The organism is Acinetobacter sp. ANC_7588, assembly GCF_056783995.1.
This window is the reverse complement of sequence record NZ_JBWYIU010000013.1, coordinates 1-18,370: the sequence shown is the minus strand read 5'-3', so window position 1 is coordinate 18,370 and position 18,370 is coordinate 1. Positions and strand designations below refer to the sequence as shown.

18 protein-coding genes and 2 pseudogenes are annotated in these 18,370 nt (G+C 37.5%); 4 read left to right on the top strand and 16 right to left on the bottom strand.

Annotated features, from left to right (window positions below; all coding sequences use genetic code 11):
• Window positions 1–111 precede the first annotated feature (111 nt).
• On the top strand, window positions 112–444 hold the full coding sequence (locus tag AC1M9J_RS12205; protein WP_035264987.1) for a HopJ type III effector protein: 333 nt from the start codon (window positions 112–114) through the stop codon (window positions 442–444).
• A gap of 24 nt (window positions 445–468) precedes the next feature.
• On the opposite strand, the gene AC1M9J_RS12200 is transcribed toward AC1M9J_RS12205, so the two are convergent.
• Complete coding sequence (locus tag AC1M9J_RS12200) at window positions 469–1,695, bottom strand: TIGR03862 family flavoprotein (RefSeq protein WP_481596526.1); 1,227 nt, start codon at window positions 1,693–1,695, stop codon at window positions 469–471.
• The gene (locus AC1M9J_RS12195) at window positions 1,692–2,357 is read right to left on the bottom strand and encodes a class I SAM-dependent methyltransferase (protein ID WP_481596541.1); all 666 of its coding nucleotides are present in this window, start codon (window positions 2,355–2,357) and stop codon (window positions 1,692–1,694) included. Before AC1M9J_RS12195 ends, AC1M9J_RS12200 begins: the two co-directional genes overlap by 4 nt.
• An 84-nt stretch (window positions 2,358–2,441) precedes the next feature.
• Here AC1M9J_RS12195 and AC1M9J_RS12190 point away from each other — a divergent pair, with 84 nt between their 5' ends.
• Window positions 2,442–2,621, top strand: a complete 180-nt coding sequence (locus tag AC1M9J_RS12190; protein ID WP_035264978.1) for a DNA gyrase inhibitor YacG — start codon at window positions 2,442–2,444, stop codon at window positions 2,619–2,621.
• A 350-nt stretch (window positions 2,622–2,971) separates the two neighbouring features.
• Here the strand turns inward: AC1M9J_RS12190 and AC1M9J_RS12185 are convergent, their stop codons facing one another.
• From AC1M9J_RS12185 to AC1M9J_RS12165, 5 genes are all read right to left on the bottom strand, one after another.
• On the bottom strand, window positions 2,972–3,616 hold the full coding sequence (locus AC1M9J_RS12185; protein ID WP_092768141.1) for an MBL fold metallo-hydrolase: 645 nt from the start codon (window positions 3,614–3,616) through the stop codon (window positions 2,972–2,974).
• Window positions 3,617–3,630: 14 nt separating this feature from the next.
• Window positions 3,631–4,647 (bottom strand): ferrochelatase, encoded by a 1,017-nt coding sequence (gene hemH, locus AC1M9J_RS12180; RefSeq protein WP_481596527.1) that lies wholly within the window; start codon window positions 4,645–4,647, stop codon window positions 3,631–3,633.
• 125 nt (window positions 4,648–4,772) lie between these two features.
• On the bottom strand, window positions 4,773–5,735 hold the full coding sequence (locus AC1M9J_RS12175; protein ID WP_481586764.1) for a DUF4062 domain-containing protein: 963 nt from the start codon (window positions 5,733–5,735) through the stop codon (window positions 4,773–4,775).
• A 72-nt stretch (window positions 5,736–5,807) separates the two neighbouring features.
• The gene (gene murI, locus AC1M9J_RS12170) at window positions 5,808–6,692 is read right to left on the bottom strand and encodes a glutamate racemase (protein WP_481592062.1); all 885 of its coding nucleotides are present in this window, start codon (window positions 6,690–6,692) and stop codon (window positions 5,808–5,810) included.
• A 49-nt stretch (window positions 6,693–6,741) separates the two neighbouring features.
• Window positions 6,742–7,353 (bottom strand): DUF1285 domain-containing protein, encoded by a 612-nt coding sequence (locus tag AC1M9J_RS12165; RefSeq protein WP_035264966.1) that lies wholly within the window; start codon window positions 7,351–7,353, stop codon window positions 6,742–6,744.
• A gap of 183 nt (window positions 7,354–7,536) precedes the next feature.
• On the opposite strand from AC1M9J_RS12165, the gene AC1M9J_RS12160 reads away from it, so the two are divergent.
• Window positions 7,537–9,249: an electron transfer flavoprotein-ubiquinone oxidoreductase gene (locus tag AC1M9J_RS12160; RefSeq protein WP_481592064.1), complete on the top strand. Its 1,713-nt coding sequence runs from the start codon at window positions 7,537–7,539 to the stop codon at window positions 9,247–9,249.
• A gap of 87 nt (window positions 9,250–9,336) precedes the next feature.
• Here AC1M9J_RS12160 and AC1M9J_RS12155 read toward each other — a convergent pair whose 3' ends face one another.
• The 3 genes and pseudogenes from AC1M9J_RS12155 to AC1M9J_RS12145 form a co-directional block, all read right to left on the bottom strand.
• Entirely contained in the window at window positions 9,337–10,404 is a 1,068-nt protein-coding gene (locus tag AC1M9J_RS12155) for a PoNe immunity protein domain-containing protein (protein ID WP_481596529.1), read from the bottom strand.
• A 4-nt stretch (window positions 10,405–10,408) separates the two neighbouring features.
• Window positions 10,409–10,525 (bottom strand): annotated as a pseudogene (locus AC1M9J_RS12150) (hypothetical protein); the annotation flags it as partial.
• Between the two features lie 87 nt (window positions 10,526–10,612).
• Window positions 10,613–11,698, bottom strand: a complete 1,086-nt coding sequence (locus AC1M9J_RS12145; protein WP_481614228.1) for an Imm72 family immunity protein — start codon at window positions 11,696–11,698, stop codon at window positions 10,613–10,615.
• Between the two features lie 364 nt (window positions 11,699–12,062).
• On the opposite strand from AC1M9J_RS12145, the gene AC1M9J_RS12140 reads away from it, so the two are divergent.
• The gene (locus AC1M9J_RS12140; RefSeq protein WP_481594913.1) at window positions 12,063–12,344 is read left to right on the top strand and encodes a helix-turn-helix domain-containing protein; all 282 of its coding nucleotides are present in this window, start codon (window positions 12,063–12,065) and stop codon (window positions 12,342–12,344) included.
• A 131-nt stretch (window positions 12,345–12,475) separates the two neighbouring features.
• On the opposite strand, the gene AC1M9J_RS12135 is transcribed toward AC1M9J_RS12140, so the two are convergent.
• The 6 genes and pseudogenes from AC1M9J_RS12135 to AC1M9J_RS12110 all read right to left on the bottom strand — a co-directional run.
• Window positions 12,476–13,264, bottom strand: a complete 789-nt coding sequence (locus AC1M9J_RS12135; RefSeq protein ID WP_481952396.1) for a hypothetical protein — start codon at window positions 13,262–13,264, stop codon at window positions 12,476–12,478.
• A 428-nt stretch (window positions 13,265–13,692) separates the two neighbouring features.
• On the bottom strand, window positions 13,693–14,760 hold the full coding sequence (locus tag AC1M9J_RS12130; RefSeq protein ID WP_481952395.1) for a PoNe immunity protein domain-containing protein: 1,068 nt from the start codon (window positions 14,758–14,760) through the stop codon (window positions 13,693–13,695).
• 4 nt (window positions 14,761–14,764) lie between these two features.
• A pseudogene (locus tag AC1M9J_RS12125) lies at window positions 14,765–14,878 on the bottom strand (hypothetical protein); the annotation flags it as partial.
• 90 nt (window positions 14,879–14,968) lie between these two features.
• Window positions 14,969–16,036, bottom strand: a complete 1,068-nt coding sequence (locus tag AC1M9J_RS12120; protein ID WP_481952394.1) for a PoNe immunity protein domain-containing protein — start codon at window positions 16,034–16,036, stop codon at window positions 14,969–14,971.
• Window positions 16,037–16,041: 5 nt separating this feature from the next.
• On the bottom strand, window positions 16,042–17,505 hold the full coding sequence (locus tag AC1M9J_RS12115; protein WP_481596534.1) for a hypothetical protein: 1,464 nt from the start codon (window positions 17,503–17,505) through the stop codon (window positions 16,042–16,044).
• A partial coding sequence (locus AC1M9J_RS12110) for a DUF2345 domain-containing protein (RefSeq protein ID WP_481952393.1) occupies window positions 17,502–18,370 on the bottom strand: 869 nt, incomplete at its 5' end. The genes AC1M9J_RS12110 and AC1M9J_RS12115, both read right to left, overlap by 4 nt.

Here is an 18,370-nt window from a genome sequence, read left to right as displayed (position 1 = left end):
CGTTCTCGTGTATTGATCATATTTTTACCTTAAAAAGTAACGAATTATTGTCTTGGATTCACGCGTTTTTTCGTTAAGATGTAGCAAATTTAAACGTGTAAGGACTCAATTATGGCTCAAGCATTATTGGAACAATTAAAAAATGGCGAAGCAAAATTTGCCGACGTAATTTCATTTATTGAAGCAGGTTATACACATACGCCAACCGCATTTAGTAATGGTCAACAATATAATGCCAGTAATGAAAATCAAGGGAGTGCTAAAGTTTTTTCCTTTGCCAAATTAAATGGTCTTTCTCAAGAACAAACATTACAGCTTTTTGCAGAACACTACGCTTCTGTTCTGGCGACACCTGAAGCATCAGATCATCAAAATATCCGTCAATTCATGATTCATGGATGGGATGGCATTAAATTTGAAGGAAATGCACTCACTGCGAAATAATCATAAATAAAGACTAGCGCTTGGCTAGTCTTTTTCAACAGTTTTATTTAGGTATTCAATTACACCTAATCCTGCTGCTCGACCTGTTGCAAAACATGCTGTAAGTAAATAACCACCTGTCGGGGCATCCCAATCCAACATCTCTCCACAGCAGAAAACAATTGGATTACTTTTCAACTGTAACTGTTTAGTCAAGGCAATTTCCCGTACACCACCTGCGCAGCTAATGGCTTCTTCAATGGGTCTAAAACCATCTAGTTTGATAGATAAATGTTTAATATGCTGAGCCATTTTCTCTGCAATCGCCCAATCATGCTTTGGGGTCAATTCACGTAATAAATTTGACTTTGCAGTGTCTAATCCCAATTTTCGCCAAATATTATTAATACTTTGCTTCTTAGCATTCTTAAGTTTAGAGATGATTTCATGCTCAGATAATTCTGGCAGTAAATCTAAATTTAAAACCATGGAATCTTGATATTGCAATTGTGTTCGAAGTGCCCGACCATGCTTATAGACCAACCCACTCTCCAAACCATAATGGGTGATCACGATATCCCCCTTAGCTTTGGGCTGATGATCCACCCAAGCTTCAACTCGTTTGAGTGGCGAGCCAAATATAGGTTCCATATACGAAGACCAAGCTCTGACTACACCAGCATTACTCGGGGAAAACGCTTTTAACTCTTCTTTAGCCAACCATGACTGCCAAGCCCCATCACTACCCAACTGCGCCCATGACACAGCGCCACACGCCAATACAATCGCATCAAATTGCTCAGTTCGTATTGAATTGGATTGAGTATCAAAAACTGTCAGTTCATTTTGATTAAGCGCGGTAATTTGATGCCGATAATGAAAATTGACCTTGGTATCTACTAAACTTTTTAACCAAGCACGCAGTAATGGAGCTGCTTTCATTTCATTGGGAAATATACGACCAGAGCTTCCAACATAGGATTCAATCCCTAGGTTTTTCATCCAATTTCGAATCCAACGCGCATCCCATTTTTTTACCCAAGGTGCAAGCCATTCGGCATGATCATAACGACCAATAAATTGATCGATAGGTTCGGCATGAGAAATATTTAAACCTGTTTTACCTGCCATCAAAAATTTACGTGCAGCTGAAGGCTTTTGTTCAAAAATATGAACTTCAAATGCAGGATGAGCAGATAAAACTTCAGCAGCCATTAAACCTGCTGGACCTGCGCCTACGATTGCGATTCGCTTTGAATATTCCAAATTCATAGATTATTCGTTTGTTGATTTTCAGAAGAGATCGGCATTTGCCCTTGCAGAGGCATAAAGTGATCGAAGCGAGTTTGGTACGCTTCAGGTTTTTGAATAATCAACTGCTGGCATAATTCACCACGCTCTAGATACTTTACTTCAAAATGCGTTCTTGCCGAAGTTGAAGAGATTCGTTCTTTAACATAAGAAAGGTTCCAAACATTAAGCAGTTGTTCCTCTGCCTCGTCAATATATTCAGGAATATTGCTGGCTAAAGTGATCGTACCATTCGGTTGCAATCGAGACAGTAAAAATTCAAAAAAAGGCATATTCAACCAACGTTGCGCTGGATTATGAGGTTCAGGATTCGGATATAAAATAAAAAAATCTTCAACTTGCTGTGGAAATAGCGCATGTACGATCCAAGGGATTGCATCTGCATGTACAGGTCGCAAATTGGTTTGTCCCTCTAGTTGATGCTGTTTTTGCATCGCTAGAAATTTTTCTCTAGTTCGTTCAATCGCGATTAGTTGTCTTTGCGGATTTTGTTGCGCAAACAATAAAGCATGTTTACCTTTACCCGCCCCAATCTCAACACATAGTGGTTCAGCTAGAATCGGTTGAAAGTCGCGTGGCGCATGCATACGCTGTGCTTGAAATTGACGAATCGGCATAATCAGATCAAACTTATGAAAACGCGACAAGTCTAGCAACTCTAGATGCTTTTGCCTATTTTAGCTGTTTTATTTTACTAGGATTGATTTATGCCAAAAACATTTCCGTGCCCACGCTGTGGACAGCCTAGTCAATGGACTGGCAATGAATTTCGTCCATTTTGTTCTGAACGATGCAAACTTATCGATTTAGGGGCTTGGGCAAATGATGAATATCGCCTTCCGACACAGGATTCTCCTCAAGCTGATCAAGGGGAATATCATGAATAATGCCAACTTTGCTCAATATTAAAAGAATAATTCAATTATATTTACACAAACAAAAAATTAGCTTTTTTAAGAAAACTCAATAAATGTGATTTTATTTAAGTTTATGTTGTGATATTGTGATGATAATCACATTAAAACAACAATTCTACCTTCATAAATACATGAGACTTTATAAATTCACATTCACACTCAGTATAATTTTATCTTGCCTAGGCCTCCTTTTTGCAGGTCTAGGCATTTATCAACATGATTTCGTCTTGATTTTAATCTCTGCACTATTTGTGTTAGCCGCTGCCCTTCTCTTTTGGGAATTGAATGACATCAATCGAGATCACTTTTTTCGTTTTTAATTAACCAGCTTTACCTGCCACAAACGGGTTAAACTTTTTCTCATAGCCAATGGTACTGATTGGACCATGCCCTGAAATAAACTGTGTTTCATCTGGCAAACTAAAACATTCTCTCTCAATCGAATCCAGCAACTGTTGATGATTTCCCTTGGGAAAATCTGTTCGACCAATTGAACCCTTGAAAAGAACATCGCCAGTCCATAACAAGCCATAGTTAGCATTATAGAACATGACGTGGCCAGGCGTATGACCGGGAGCGAATCGAACCTCAAAGGACTCATCCCCCAATTTTAAAGTTTCACCACCTTCAAGCCACTGATCAACCACAACAGGTTCAGGTATCGGAAACCCATATCGTGCTGAAACTTCCTGAATCATATCTAACCAAAATGCATCTTCTTTATGAGGACCAATTACTGGAATACCCCACTCTCGCGCCAATGCTCCGACCGCACCAGCATGATCAAGATGACCATGAGTTAACCATAGCTCCTTCACGGTTAAGTCTAACTCTTGCACAACTTGCATAATTTTTTCAGGCTCACCTCCAGCATCAATTAACACAGCTTCTTTGGTCTCTTGATCCCAAACCAAGGAACAATTTTGCTGAAATGCTGTCACAGGAATAATTTTAACTTGAAGCATAGGAACCTTTAAATTTATGCAGAATGTTGAAGGGTAATCTTGAGTGCATCCAGTTGAGCTTCTACTAAATCGACCAACAAATCAATATGTGCTGCATCAGTGTTTAATGCTGGAATATAGACATAATCTTTCCCGCCCGCCGTTTTAAAGGTTTCGGCATTTTCCACAGCCAACTCTTCTAAAGTCTCTAAGCAATCTGCTGAAAAAGCAGGGCTGAGCACATGGACAGATTGAACTCCTTGTTGTCCCCATTCAGTCAGCAACGCATCTGTATATGGCTTGACCCACTCCTGTTTACCGAATCGTGATTGGAAACTGATAGCCCATTCATCGTCACGTAATCCCAGAGCCTCTGCGACTTTTTTCGCTGTAACTCTACAACGGTCGGCATATGGATCACCTTTATCTGCATAAGGCTGAGGAATCCCATGGAAAGACATTAATAATTTTTCCGCTTTACCGTGTTGCGCCTGAAAAACCTGAACACTCTTTGCCAAAGCCTGAATAAATTTTGGATGTTGATAATAATCGCGTATTAAACTTAAGCCAGGTAAATTTCTCTGCGTTAAAACCCATTTCGCCAATGCATCATACAAAGGTGCTGTAGATGTCGCTGAATATTGAGGAAAAAGTGGAAATAAAATGACGTGATCTTGCGGTGTCTGAGAGAGTTTTTTTAGAACATCATGAATACTAGGATGACCATAAGTCATCGCAGGAACGACCTGAACCTCAAAATCTGGATAATCTTGAATAACTTTTTGACGGATTAAATCTGTTTGCTTTAACAGAATTTCACGCATAGGTGAATCTTCATTCCACACCTGCGCATATGCTTCAGAAACATGCTTTGGTCGAAATGGTAAAACAAAACAATGTAAGATAATTTTCCACAAAAACGATGGAATCTCAATCACACGCTGATCAGATAAAAACTGTTTTAGAAAAGTTCGTACCGCAGGCACTGTAGGGGCATCTGGTGTTCCCAAGTTGGCAATAATTACGGTGATTTTCGGCTTTAACTCAGACATCTGATCCACATCAATTCACTGTTTAATTAAGAAATACTTTATCAGAGTCTAAGTAAATTCGGCGTGATTTTATGATTGCTTTTTAAAATGTGAATGAAAGAGAAAAACTATCATATGAACTTGATCTATTTATTCATGCATTTCCATAACATCCGCTGACGATCATCTCGTCCTACAGGAACGATCCATTCATTATTACGCATTTGTTGCTTGATGGTATGCAATGCACGTACATTAATCTGTGCTCTAGATACCATATGTGCCTTAGGAAGTTGCAATTGAGCATCGACCAGCCCCGTATCAGTCAAATACTGATTCAACACTTTAGAATAAAAATCTTCTGGTGTTGCTTGGGAAAATTGAGACTCAAGAACAGTATAAATTTCATGCCATCGCATGGAACGTATACAAATAATTTCTTTAAAATGACTATCAACATAGGCATGCATACGATAATCAAAACTGAATTGATCATCCCACTCTATTCTAGGCAAAGATAGAAAAGGATCGACTTCAGATTTGGCTTGTTCCATTTTTGCTTGTGCCAGCTGAGCTCTTAATCGATCAATCTCATCTTGTTTTGCTTGAATGCTTTGTGGTCTTACCCAACCCAAAACAGGGTAACGTTCAAGCATTTGAGGCATATGAGACCTGAGTGCTAGCTCTAATTCACGAGCACTTTTAAAAAATACGACCTGATCAACTTCTCGAATGATCTGTTGACGGAAATTTTGAAAGCGCTGTTGAAGATCCACTTCATGCTCTCGTAAATGCTCCTCACGCGATTCTGGCTGTTCATGCATAAATACAATAATGGGCTTTTGCTTAGTCACGGCATAGATATATTCCAAGTGCATGTAACTAATACCAGAGACAGATTGCTCACCATACTGGCTTCCTAAAAGCAGAAGTACATAATCACAATCATCAATTTGACGGCGTGCAAAAGCGGTTGTTACAGGTGTTCTTTGTTCTAAACCCCATGAAAAAAAACCCATACCGATCAGCGTTTGAGACACAACCATACGCTCTGGCTGCATCTCTTTACCAGAAGTTGTAATAAACACTTGGTAACGCTTATCTAGCATGCCTTAATCCAATCCTGCATCTAGGTAAAAATGCCTTACTCATAAGGCTTAAAATATATAGCTTGATATTGATCATTCTTCTTCGAATGTATCAGTTAAATTTTCAATTGACCATAGTATTTCATGCCCGATCATATTTTGAAGTACAGGCTGAAGTTCAAGCGCATTTCCGCCACTGACGACACAACGCAACTGCACTGATTTGTCATATGGTTGAGTAGCATTGAATTTATTTTTGATAAGGACTCTTGCTGTTTGGCGTGCAACAGCAAATCCTGAATCAACCAAAGTCAGTCGCTCTGTATAAAGATGCTCAATTGCTGATTTTAAAAATGGATAATGCGTACAACCCAACACCAAATAATCGGCTTGATCTTGCATGACGGGATCAAGTATCCGTTGTAATGTTGCAATACAGGCTTGCGAATTTTGTTGCCCTGCTTCCACGAAAGGAACCAAATCCAAACTGGTGACTTGATGAACTTTAACACCTAAAGGATCTGCAAAATTCTGCATTACATCCTTGATTAACTGGCCTCTAAAAGTCGCTGGAGTCGCCAATACAGCCACCACTTTAGACTGTGTCTGTAACACTGCAGGTTTTAACGCAGGAACCAACCCAATGATCGGAAATCGCTCACCATAATGTGTCCTTAAGTAATCCAGACTAAAAGCTGATGCCGTATTACACGCAACAACCGCAACTTTACATCCTTGACGATACAACCACTCAATTGCATGTGCTGTGAGCTGACGAATATCTTGATCTTCGCGCGGACCATAAGGGACATGAGCTGTATCTGCATAGTAAAGGATATGCTCATTGGGTAAATATTTTGCTATTTCCAATGCAACTGATAAACCACCAATCCCCGAGTCGAAAATCCCAATAGGGGCATGTTCAAGTGCATGAGGCATAGGCTCATTAGAGCTCGGTTGGGGTAAAATTGCAGACATCTCAACGACTACTTTTATAATGCTTAAATGAATGGGCTAAGCTTAAACCTCAAGTCCCTAATTGCAATAGCAGATTACCACTTTTTAAATTCAAAACTGATTCACCTTGCTCATTTTCGCTCAACTCCCCCATTTCAACTAAATGAAAAAAAGTTGATCGTTGTATCAATGCGTTGATGCCGAAACGCACATGCACGTAAGGACGCATCTCTCCTTGAAAATCACGCATAAAGATTGGATGATCTTGATCCACAATAATGAGATCTTGAGTGGTCGTTGTTAGCTGTAGATAAGAAAGCCCTTGAATCTCGACTTGATCTACCTGATTGACCAATAAAGGTTCATCTTCGACTTCAATTTCGATTTGCTCAACGGGTGTTTTTAAGTAAAATTTGTTGTCTTCTTTCCACAGTACTGTCGAGAATAGGTCAATGAGGCTTTGTCTTTTAATCAATTGACCTTCGTGCCACCATTCACCATTCGCTTTTACTTTCAAATCCATTGAGCCACAATGCTTTGGGTTCCATTGTTCAAGAGGTGGGATTGACCTTTTGTGACTTGACTGTGCATCTTTTAGATATTGTACGATATTGATTAAGTTTTTATCATCAGGTACAAGTGAATCAGGCTGTGCTGTTATAGAATCATTTTGTTTTACCATGGTTTATGCCCTGCTGACGGAAAATAAAGCGACTCAGCCAATTGGCTTGATCAAGGTTTGAACCTATACTAGCGCAAAATATATAAAAGGTACGAGAGCAAAATTGTACCTGCAACTAAGAACACTCATGGCAGCACCGTCGGAATTATCGGTTGCCACCCTTTACTTTATGAGGAGTCCTTTATGGAACACATCGAACGTGAATCGATGGAGTTTGACGTTGTAATCGTTGGAGCGGGCCCTGCGGGTCTTTCAGCTGCGATCAAAATCCGTCAACTTGCAATTGAAAACAACCTCAACGATTTATCTGTATGTGTCGTTGAAAAAGGCTCTGAAGTAGGTGCGCATATTCTTTCTGGTGCTGTGCTTGAACCACGCGCTATTAATGAATTGTTCCCAAATTGGAAAGAAGAAGGTGCGCCTTTAAACGTACCTGTTACAGAAGATGAAACGTACTTCCTTCTTTCAGATCAAAAATCTCAAAAAATGCCTCATGCTTTTGTGCCTAAAACAATGCACAACGACGGTAACTATGTCATCTCTCTTGGTAACGTCGTACGCTGGTTAGGACAAAAAGCTGAAGAGCTTGAAGTATCCATTTTCCCGGGCTTCGCAGCAGCGGAAATTCTGTATCATGCTGATGGTACTGTAAAAGGTATCCAAACAGGTGATATGGGTATTGGTAAAGATGGTGAGCCAACACATAACTTTACCCCAGGCTATGAGCTCCATGCGAAATACACGTTATTCGCTGAAGGCTGCCGTGGTCATTTAGGTAAACGCCTAATCGCTCAATTCGGCTTAGATAAAGACGCTGATCCCCAACATTACGGTATCGGTATTAAAGAACTTTGGGAAATCGATCCAGCGAAGCACAAACCAGGTAAAGTCATGCACGGTGCGGGTTGGCCTTTAACTGAAACTGGTTCATCTGGTGGTTGGTGGTTATATCACGCTGAAAATAACCAAGTATCATTGGGTATGATTGTCGACTTATCTTACCAAAACCCTCATATGTATCCATTCATGGAAATGCAACGTTGGAAAACACATCCATTAATTAAAGATGTATTGGAAGGCGGTAAACGTATTTCTTACGGTGCACGTGCAGTGGTTAAAGGTGGTTTTAACTCTCTTCCTAAATTCACCTTCCCAGGTGGAAGCTTAATTGGTGATGATGCTGGCTTCTTGAACTTTGCAAAAATTAAAGGTTCACACACTGCTATGAAATCAGGCATGTTATGTGGTGAAGCTGTATTTGAAGCAATTAAAGCTGGTGTAGAAAAAGGCGGCGACCTTGCAATTGCTCGTGTGACAGAAGGCGAAGATTTCTTTGCTAAAGAGTTAACGTCATATACAGAGAAATTTAACAACAGTTGGTTAAAAGAAGAGTTATATAATGCTCGTAACTTTGGCCCTGCAATGCATAAGTTTGGTACATTCTTCGGTGGTGCATTCAACTTTATCGATCAAAATGTATTTAAAGTTCCGTTCACTTTACGTGATTTGACACCTGATTACAGTGCTTTAAAAACTGTTGATGCTGTGAACTTCAAACCAAACTATCCAAAACCAGATGGTAAGCTTACATTTGACCGTTTATCTTCAGTGTTTGTTTCGAATACAGTACACGAAGAAAATCAGCCAGCGCATTTAAAATTAACTGATCCATCAATTCCAGTAAACGTTAACCTTCCTCAATGGGATGAGCCTGCTCAGCGCTACTGTCCTGCTGGCGTATACGAAATCATGGAAAATGATGATGGTTCTAAGCGTTTCCAAATTAATGCTGCGAACTGTGTTCACTGTAAGACTTGTGATATTAAAGATCCGTCACAAAATATTACTTGGGTTGTACCTGAGGGTGCGGGTGGTCCGAACTATCCGAATATGTAATCTCGTTTGAGATCAAAAAACCCGCGTAAGCGGGTTTTTTATTAAGCTTCTATCAATGCGAAAGTTTTCACCTTGAGCGATATAGTTTTATTCTTCTCCATCAAAATACCAATATACTTCACCCCAGTCTTGTTCTGAAAGCATTGGTAAAATGTCATCTCTATCAAAATATTGACGCTCATTTGGTTGGGCTGGAGTCGTCCAATAACCTGTTTGTGGACATTTATCTCCACCTTTGATTTTAATTTTTTCTATCGAATCTTGTGCCTGTACTTTTTCTGATTGTGCTTTAGCAAAATCAACTAAATCTTTCGGATAAAATTGATGCTCTCGATAAGTTGAATCATCAATATCTAATAGCCATGTCACAGCAGCTGCTTCCCATGACCAATAACCAAAATAACTGATGCCTGATCTAATATCAGGTTGTGGATGTTGATCATGATAAGGTTCATGATGACTTGTTTCATACCAATCTTCTAGGTATCGTAGTATTATTGCTGATCGGTTTTCGGGGGTTGCATCAAAAATTTTAAGGAGTCTACGATATGGAAAATGTCTACGAGCATATTTCGGTGGAGTACCACGATCTTCCACAAACGGTGCAACCAATCGCTCGATTAAGCCATCTTTTTCTTGCCCTTCAGGCGTTGCTTCGGTGTAGTCGATCATTGGCATAATCCGATTCATTTGATCTGCATAGCCTGTCAGTAAACCAAAGCATATCAATCGTAAAGCAATATACCAATAATCTTCAGTTCCCAAGGAAATATGCCAGACATAACGGCCACCTGCATCAGGGCTTAAATTATAAAGATGACTCGTTTCAGCATATTCTTCTGTCCAATGAAGAAGATACGGGTAAAGTTCTTTTATAAAATTTAAATCACCACCTGCTGAATATTGTAAGGACATCAAATCTAATGCATCAATAATCCGTCTTCTTCCAGAAGCAATATATCCACCAAATTTAGAATCATTTTTATAATGGCTAAATCCATCAACAACTGTATATAACCCATTAACAAATGTATCAAATCTTCTGTGATACATTTCTTGCTCAAGCAACTTATCTCTAAATAAACTTGCATCTTTTACTTCTAAACTCAACCATTTTTGCCAATCTATTTCTTGATCATTTACTTGTATTGACATACTTTCATCTCTCCAACATCTCGTTTGGTAAAACAAATTCTAATTTAATACCGTGTGCAGTTACTGTCCGTGTGCACTTAATTTTATTTAATTCTTTGCATTTCTCTTGATGATAAAATTTAGTTATGTCTAAACTTTTGTTATTTGAAATGTCTAACTGAGAATATTATTATAAATAAAAAATAATGCCCCGAAGGGCAAATTAAAATTATTCTTCACCATCAAACTGCCAGTACACCTCGCCCCAATCACTTTCAAAATCAGGAAAAATATCGCCTTTTTTAAAGTATTGCCGTGAATTTAATTTCGCTGTTGTATACCAATAGCCTGCTTTAGGGCTAACCTGCCCAGCCGCCATACTTAATTTTTCAGTTGATTCAGTTTCGGGTTGATTGGATTGTTTTCCTATATTTTCTATATCAAAAATATAATTCTTTTCTTCCTCGGGTATGGTTCCATCTATATAGCGATTGTCTTCCCAAATTAAACGCCATTTAACATCATACCAATCATCTGTGCCTTCTAATTTATATTGAGTAGCTTCCGAACCTTCCAAAAAATAATTTGGGCAACCAACATACACATTATATTCAGGGTCATTGGTTAATTTTTGATAGACGGATTTTTCAAACCAAGGTTCATATATACCTGAAATTTGGATCTCTTCACCTGAAAAAATTTCAATATCACTATTTATTTGATTATTGTCGAAAATTAATTCAACTTTAATACTGCGAATGAAACTCCAATACACGAACTTGTTAAATGATTCAAAATTCCATTTTTTATACAAAAAAGGATAATGAGGAATATAATATTCGTTATCAAAATCAGATAGGGTTATTTTTATAAATGCTGTAAACTCATTTGCAATACATATCTTTTTTATTTCATTTTCATGTAGATTTTCGAATATCCAACCAGAATCCCTTCCGACCATTCCTAATTTTTTATATAGAGGATCATTTTCAAGCCCGCGCTCATCACCATATCTTCCAAAAATTGTAGAGTGTATATTTTCAGATATAAAATCTGAATAGACTTCTTTTTTGAACTTACTTCCTAGAAAATCTAATAAAGTTTTTTCTTCAATATCTAGAACATAGAGATACATTAATAATTCTCTCTCATGTCTAGTTAATAATTCAAACTCTTCACTAGATTTTCTTAAAGCATTCTCAAAAGCAACAGTAAATTCCTTATTGAGATAGTAAATTTTTTTTAAAAAACTATAACTTGTAATCATTTTTAAAAAATTAATTACTCTAAATCTCAGTTTTTGATCAACTTTCATTATCTATCTGCTTTATTTGAACTACTCTCTCTTGAATTAGCACGACTAGTACTTGATGTCGCATGTAATATTTGTCCCTGCTGTACTGTTTTCTTTGAAGCTTCTCGATTTAATAGGTATTCAACAGTTTCGGTTGTATCCTTAGGTAAGATTGCATCCTTCCAATTTGTATTTTGAATTTTAATAACTTTATCAATAGATCTCTTTCATAAATCAAAAAACGATCTATCACTTGCTGACTATGTGTACCGAATAATTTTAAATATTCATGCATAATTTGCGAATGAAATACATCGACTAAAAAAAGCTTTCTGAAACACAGTTTAAGCGATATACAGGCATCTCATGGCCAACCTTTGATTTAATGGCTGAACAGCTAAAAATGCTTGTACCTGCTAAAGGTAAACCATCTAAGTTAAGTGTAGAAGATCAAATCCTTCTGAGCTTAAGTTATTGGCGTGAATATCGAACATTATTTCATGTCGCAACGAGTTATGGTGTGTCAGAGCCTACGGCTTCAAGAATCGTCCGCCACGTAGAGGCTTTCCTGATCAAGTCCAATCTATTTAATTTACCCAAGAGTTTGCCTGAAGGCGAAGGTATTGAGTCTGAAGATCGAAACAAATCGAAATATTTCCACGATTAATTAAAACTTTTTATTGTAATTAGGCCAGTTGGATGTCGAATAGATTTTAGGTGTGGGCTTACTCGTCTCAAAATTATATTGCTAAATTAAACCTAACAAACAACTTTGTGAAACAAAGCCGACCAAATATCCTATCTCATATATTGCCAAACATCAGGGTCTACATAGCTGCCATCAATATGATAGCCTTCCAGTTTAATTTTTTGTTCCTTAAATTTACGATCTTTTTCATTGTCTCTTCTTTCATCTAAAAAGGCTTGTTTTAACTGTTCTGCTGTCATTTCATCTGAGTTAGAAATAGCATTGAAACCACTATATCTAAAGTGCTCAAAACCATATCTAACAACATATTGTTCTTTTTTATCATCTTTATATGTTTTAGAAAGAGATATCGCCAAATTAATATTACTATTATATAAATTAAAATACATATGGCCATTAGTCAGATCCATCATTTCTTGCCACTCTTTAAAACTTAAAATATAGCTAGGGTCAATAACCTCTCCCATGTTTTGACTCATATATTTTAAATTATCTTTTTTATCTATACGTTCCGAATAAGGTAAAAAATATTGCTTCCAGTTTTTCTCACTCATTTGCTTCATAAGTTTTACATAAGCCTGATATGCATCTTCTCTAGTCGTATATTCATTAGCATGTAAACTAGCGGTTACATCCATAATCAAAACACCATCATTGCCCATTCGTGCAATTTGCGTCCCCATTACACTAATAACATTATCAATTTCAAAGTTACTTTGTTCAGTTACAATTTTAACCTGTCCCAGTTTGGGCGGTCTCCAATCTAGTGACAAAAAATTCATCCCCGCAGGTTGGCGGTCTATTGGCGCATAACTATATTGAATAAAATCTTTTAATCCTTGCTGTCCAAAATGTAAAATAGCACTTTGTGGTGGCATGATTTCATTTCCTTTACTTTTCGTATTTGGAGTACAAGCCAATAATAGGCAACATATCGAAAATCCAAAAATTAAACTCAGATAATTTTTCATATTGAAACTTTTGTTAAAAAAATCGTTATTTTTCCGTTCATTACTACTTGGATGTATTCCAAAGAGAAAGTTTGCTTTGCTCTGACTCCACCTCGTTATTAGTTTTAATTCCTGATGTAAAAAGACACGCCTTTATCATCCAACATTAAACGGTGATATTTTTCCGCAGCCAAATTAATCTTAACTAAAGATCCGTTATAAAAAATTACTTAGGTTATACATGAGGGTGCAGCTAGTATGAGCTATTCGAATATGTAATGTCTTTTAAAACCCTCGCTAAAGTTTTTTTATTAAACTTCGATAAATACGAAAGTTTCCCCTTGAGCGATATAGTTTTATTCTTCACCATCAAAATACCAATATACTTCACCCCAATCTTGTTCAGAAAGCGTTGGTAAAATCTCACCTTTACTAAAGTGCTGACGCTGATTTGGCTGGGCAGGAGTCGTCCAAAAACCAGTTTTAGAACATTTTTCACCGCCTCGTACTTTAATTTTTTCTACCGAATCTTGTGCTTGTACTTTTTCTGATTGTGCTTTAGCAAAATCGACTAAATCTTTCGGATAAAATTGATGCTCTCGATAAATGGCGTCATCAATATCTAATAGCCATGTCACAGCTGCGGCTTCCCATGACCAATAACCAAAATAACTTATACCTGATCTAATATCAGGTTGTGGATGTTGATCATGATAAGGTTCACGACGACTGGCTTCATACCAATCTTCTAAGTACTGCAACATCATCGCTGGACGTTTTTCAGGTGCAGCATCAAAAAGTTTAATGAGCTTACGATAAGGTAAATGACGACGTGCTTCATTTGGTGGTGTACCTCGATCTGTTACAAATGGTGCAATCAATCGCTCAATTAAGCCATCTTTTTCTTGCCCTTCAGGCGTTGCTTCGGTGTAGTCGATCATTGGCATAATCCGATTCATTTGATCTGCATAGCCTGTCAGTAAACCAAAGCATATCAATCGTAAAGCAATATACCAATAATCTTCAGTTCCCAAGGAAATATGCCAGACATAACGGCCACCTGCATCAGGGCTTAAATTATAAAGATGACTCGTTTCAGCATATTCTTCTGTCCAATGAAGAAGATACGGGTAAAGTTCTTTTATAAAATTTAAATCACCACCTGCTGAATATTGTAAGGACATCAAATCTAAAGCATCTCTAATTCTTTGGTGACCAGCTGCGATATATCCACTAAACTTAGAATCATTTTTATAATGACTAAATCCATCTACAACGGTATATAGTCCATTTATAAGTTCTTCAAAATTTTCATGATAATCTTGGGCATTTAAAAAATTATCTCTAAATTTTGTTTCATCATTAATCTCTAAAAATTGCCATTTTTGCCAATCTATTTCTTGATCACCTACTTGTATCGACATTCTTTTATCTCTCCAACATCTCATTGGGTAAAACAAATTCTAATTTAATCCCGTGTGCCGTAACTGTCCGTGTGCATTTGGGTTTATTTAAACCTTTACATTTTTCATGATGATAAAATTTAGTTATGTCTAAACTTTTGTTATTTGAAATGTCTAACTGAGAATATTATTATAAATAAAAAATAATGCCCCGAAGGGCAAATTAAAATTATTCTTCACCATCAAAATACCAATATACTTCACCCCAATCTGTCTCTGAAAGCATTGGTAAAATCTCACCTTTTTTGAAATATTGGCGTCCATTCGGTTGCGCAGGTGTCGTCCAAAAACCTGTTTTCGTGGATTGCTCTCCACCTTTGATTTTAATTTTTTCAATAGTTGTTTCAGCTGAAACCGATTCAGCTTGCGATCTAGCAAAATCAACTAAGTCTTTAGGATAAAATTGATGCTCTCGATAAATGGTGTCATCAATATCTAATAGCCATGTTACTGCTGCTGCTTCCCATGACCAATAGCCAAAAAATGAAAAACCCTCATTAATATCAGCCTGAGGATGTTGATCATAATAAGGTTCACGACGACTGGCTTCATACCAATCTTCTAAGTATTGCAACATCATTGCTGGACGTTTTTCAGGTGTAGCATCAAATACTTTAATGAGCTTACGATAAGGCAAATGACGACGTGCATCTTTAGGAGGTAATCCACGGTCTTCTACAAAGGGCGCAACCAATCGCTCAATTAAGCCATCTTTTTCCTGTCCTTCAGACGTTGCTTCCGTGTAATCAATAATTGGCATAATTCTCGTCATTTGATCTGCATTACCAGTCAATAATCCAAAACAAATTAAACGTAAAGCAATGTACCAATAATCTTCAGTCCCCATGGCAATATGCCAAACATAACGTCCGCCTGCATCTGGGCTTTGATGATATTGTGTATGAACATCTGCATATTCTTCTGTCCAATTTAATAAATAAGGATAAAGCTCTTGGATAAAAGCAATATCACCACCTGCTGAATATTGTAGTGACATTAAATCTAGTACATCAATTACTCTTCTTCGACCCGCTGCCATTTTCTTACTGGATTTAGCACCAGATTTATATTTCTGAAATCCATCAGTCACAGAGTAAATACCATTTAGAAAAATTGAATAGCGTTCATGATATATTTCTTCTGGTAATAGTTTTTCACGATAATAATTCGTATCATTTATTTCGAACTTAAACCATTGTTCCCAATTAATATCTATATCAGTTACTTGATTAGTCAATTTTATTACTCCGGTAACATATCATTAGGTAAAACAAATTCTAACTTAATACCATGTGCGGTTACTGTACGTGTACATTTTGGCTTATTTAAGCCTTTACATTTTTCATGATGATCAAATTTATCACCAGTAATGGTGACCAAACTGCGATCATATGGGCAACGTACTGCTACGGTTTGACCCTTTCCATTTACCATGACCCTTTCAGAAGCAGGTTTAAACTCAACACGCTCCCATGCATCAATTGCACTTTCTAAACTACGTCGGTGAGTTATTGTTAAACCTGAACTTTTAATTTTCCGAGAAATCCATAAATGTGACATTTGTACGCCATCACTCACCGTTGTTCCAACGGAGCGTTTCACTTTATCATCTTGGTCTGATGCCATATAAACATCGAGACCCATTTTCAATGCCATCATGGCTGCCTTTGGTGTCATCAGTGTTCGATGACTCAGTGCATTGGTCGCTTTACTGTCTGTAATACGATACTTATGTGCTAGTCGAGCACTATGCCATACATGATCAAGTCCGTTATGACCCGTATCGTGATATTCGTACAGCACGCCATTATTATTAATTTTAGAGCGACTTTTCATGCGTTTTACATAGTAATAATCCGTAATGTGCTCACCACCTGAACCAAGTTCTTGATTCGATCTTCTTTTTCGCTGTAATTGTTGACGTCGTGTTGAAGTATTTTGACGACCTGGGCTTACATTATTTCCTCCAGTATTTCTTGATACATTGCCATTTTGCTGAGTGCGTGGGGCTGGATTTTGATTTGGTCTACTGGTTGTTGTCGGTGTTCGAGTCGTAATTGGAGCTCTAGCTGTAGTGTTAGGATAAGGAGTTGCTAGTGCCTTTTTATGGGCTGCTTGCATTTCTTTCATAACCATATCAATTTTTTGATTGGCAACTTTCTTCATTTGCTGAAGCTGAGTTACTAATGTTTTTAACTTAGCATTGCCAAGAACAGCTCGTGTCATCCAACTATCAAAAACGCCAATTAAACCATCAATAATTTTATTACTAGTTGTTTGCAGCTCTCTTGTGTATGTATTCCAATTTAAGGTTCTAAACCATTTATCTACATCACCACGTAATGTTTTGCTTGGTATTGCATCCAAAATAGCTCCCATAGCTTTACCTGAACGCAATTGTTTAAAAACAATTTTTAATCCATCACCAGCAATTGGAACAAATGCAACAAGATTAAATACCAAATCAAACCAATTCTCTTTATTATCTGGCTTTTCTGATATTTTAACGACTGAGACAATCACATTCCCGACATCAACGCCTTGACCAACAAAGGGTATACAACCTATCACAACTGCAACAATAATTTGAGCGGGACTGGAGCCACTACCATCAAGTACACCTTTAATCCATTGAGCCGCCGATTCTTCCCCTTTAGCTGTTACTCTTACAGCTTGCGTTGAACCCTTGGCTACGGCAGTATTCATTGTTTATCTCCTAGGTCTAATCTAGAAGTAGAATCATCTGTAAGTAAAATTTCTTCTAAATCATCTGCTATTGCATCATCTACATTATTTTGTTGTGGTATTAATTGTTCTTCATAATCGCTTACATGATCATCGTATTCGATATTATTCGACATGAGCATGTCTTCAATTTCATCAGGGAAATATTCATCTAATAATGCATCTAATTCTTGTTGGTTGTATTGCTCAATAAGTTGTTCAGCTTCACTAACACTCATCACTTTTTGATCTTTAAAAGGATTATCAATTTTTTCTCTATCTGGTTTCGCCTCAACACTACTAAAGCCATAGTAGACTTTAGGTTGAGTTTTATCACTAGGAATAGTGACTTTGGCATAACCTTCGGCATCTAATACACCTTCTTGGGCAGAACCATCAGCAAAAATCAGTTTAAATGGAGCTTGTGCAACAGGTTTTAAGTCATCATAAATGTATTTTAATTCCACTTTATTAGGTAATAATTTAAAGGTAGGTAAAGCTGGAAATTTTGCTGATACATTCTTTCCATTCACAAACTGATGCTGCCCTGCCTTAACCTCAAACTTACTTGCAGTCGTAGGAAATACCCCTGAAGCATTTATTTTTAGCTGTGAACCGCCTGCGGTCAGTACGATTTCTTTCGCACTCGTGATGTCGACATTTGCCTCCGTCGAAATAATCTGCACACCCTTTCTTGCAATCAGATCAGCACCATCCCCTTGAGCTTGAATCTCGATCTTGCCTTTGCCTGCATAGAGTCGTGCCCCTTCTTGCGCTGCAAATAAGCTGATCTTTTTACTGGCATGTCCGATGATGCTGTCTTGCGTGCTGGTGTTAATGCTTCCTT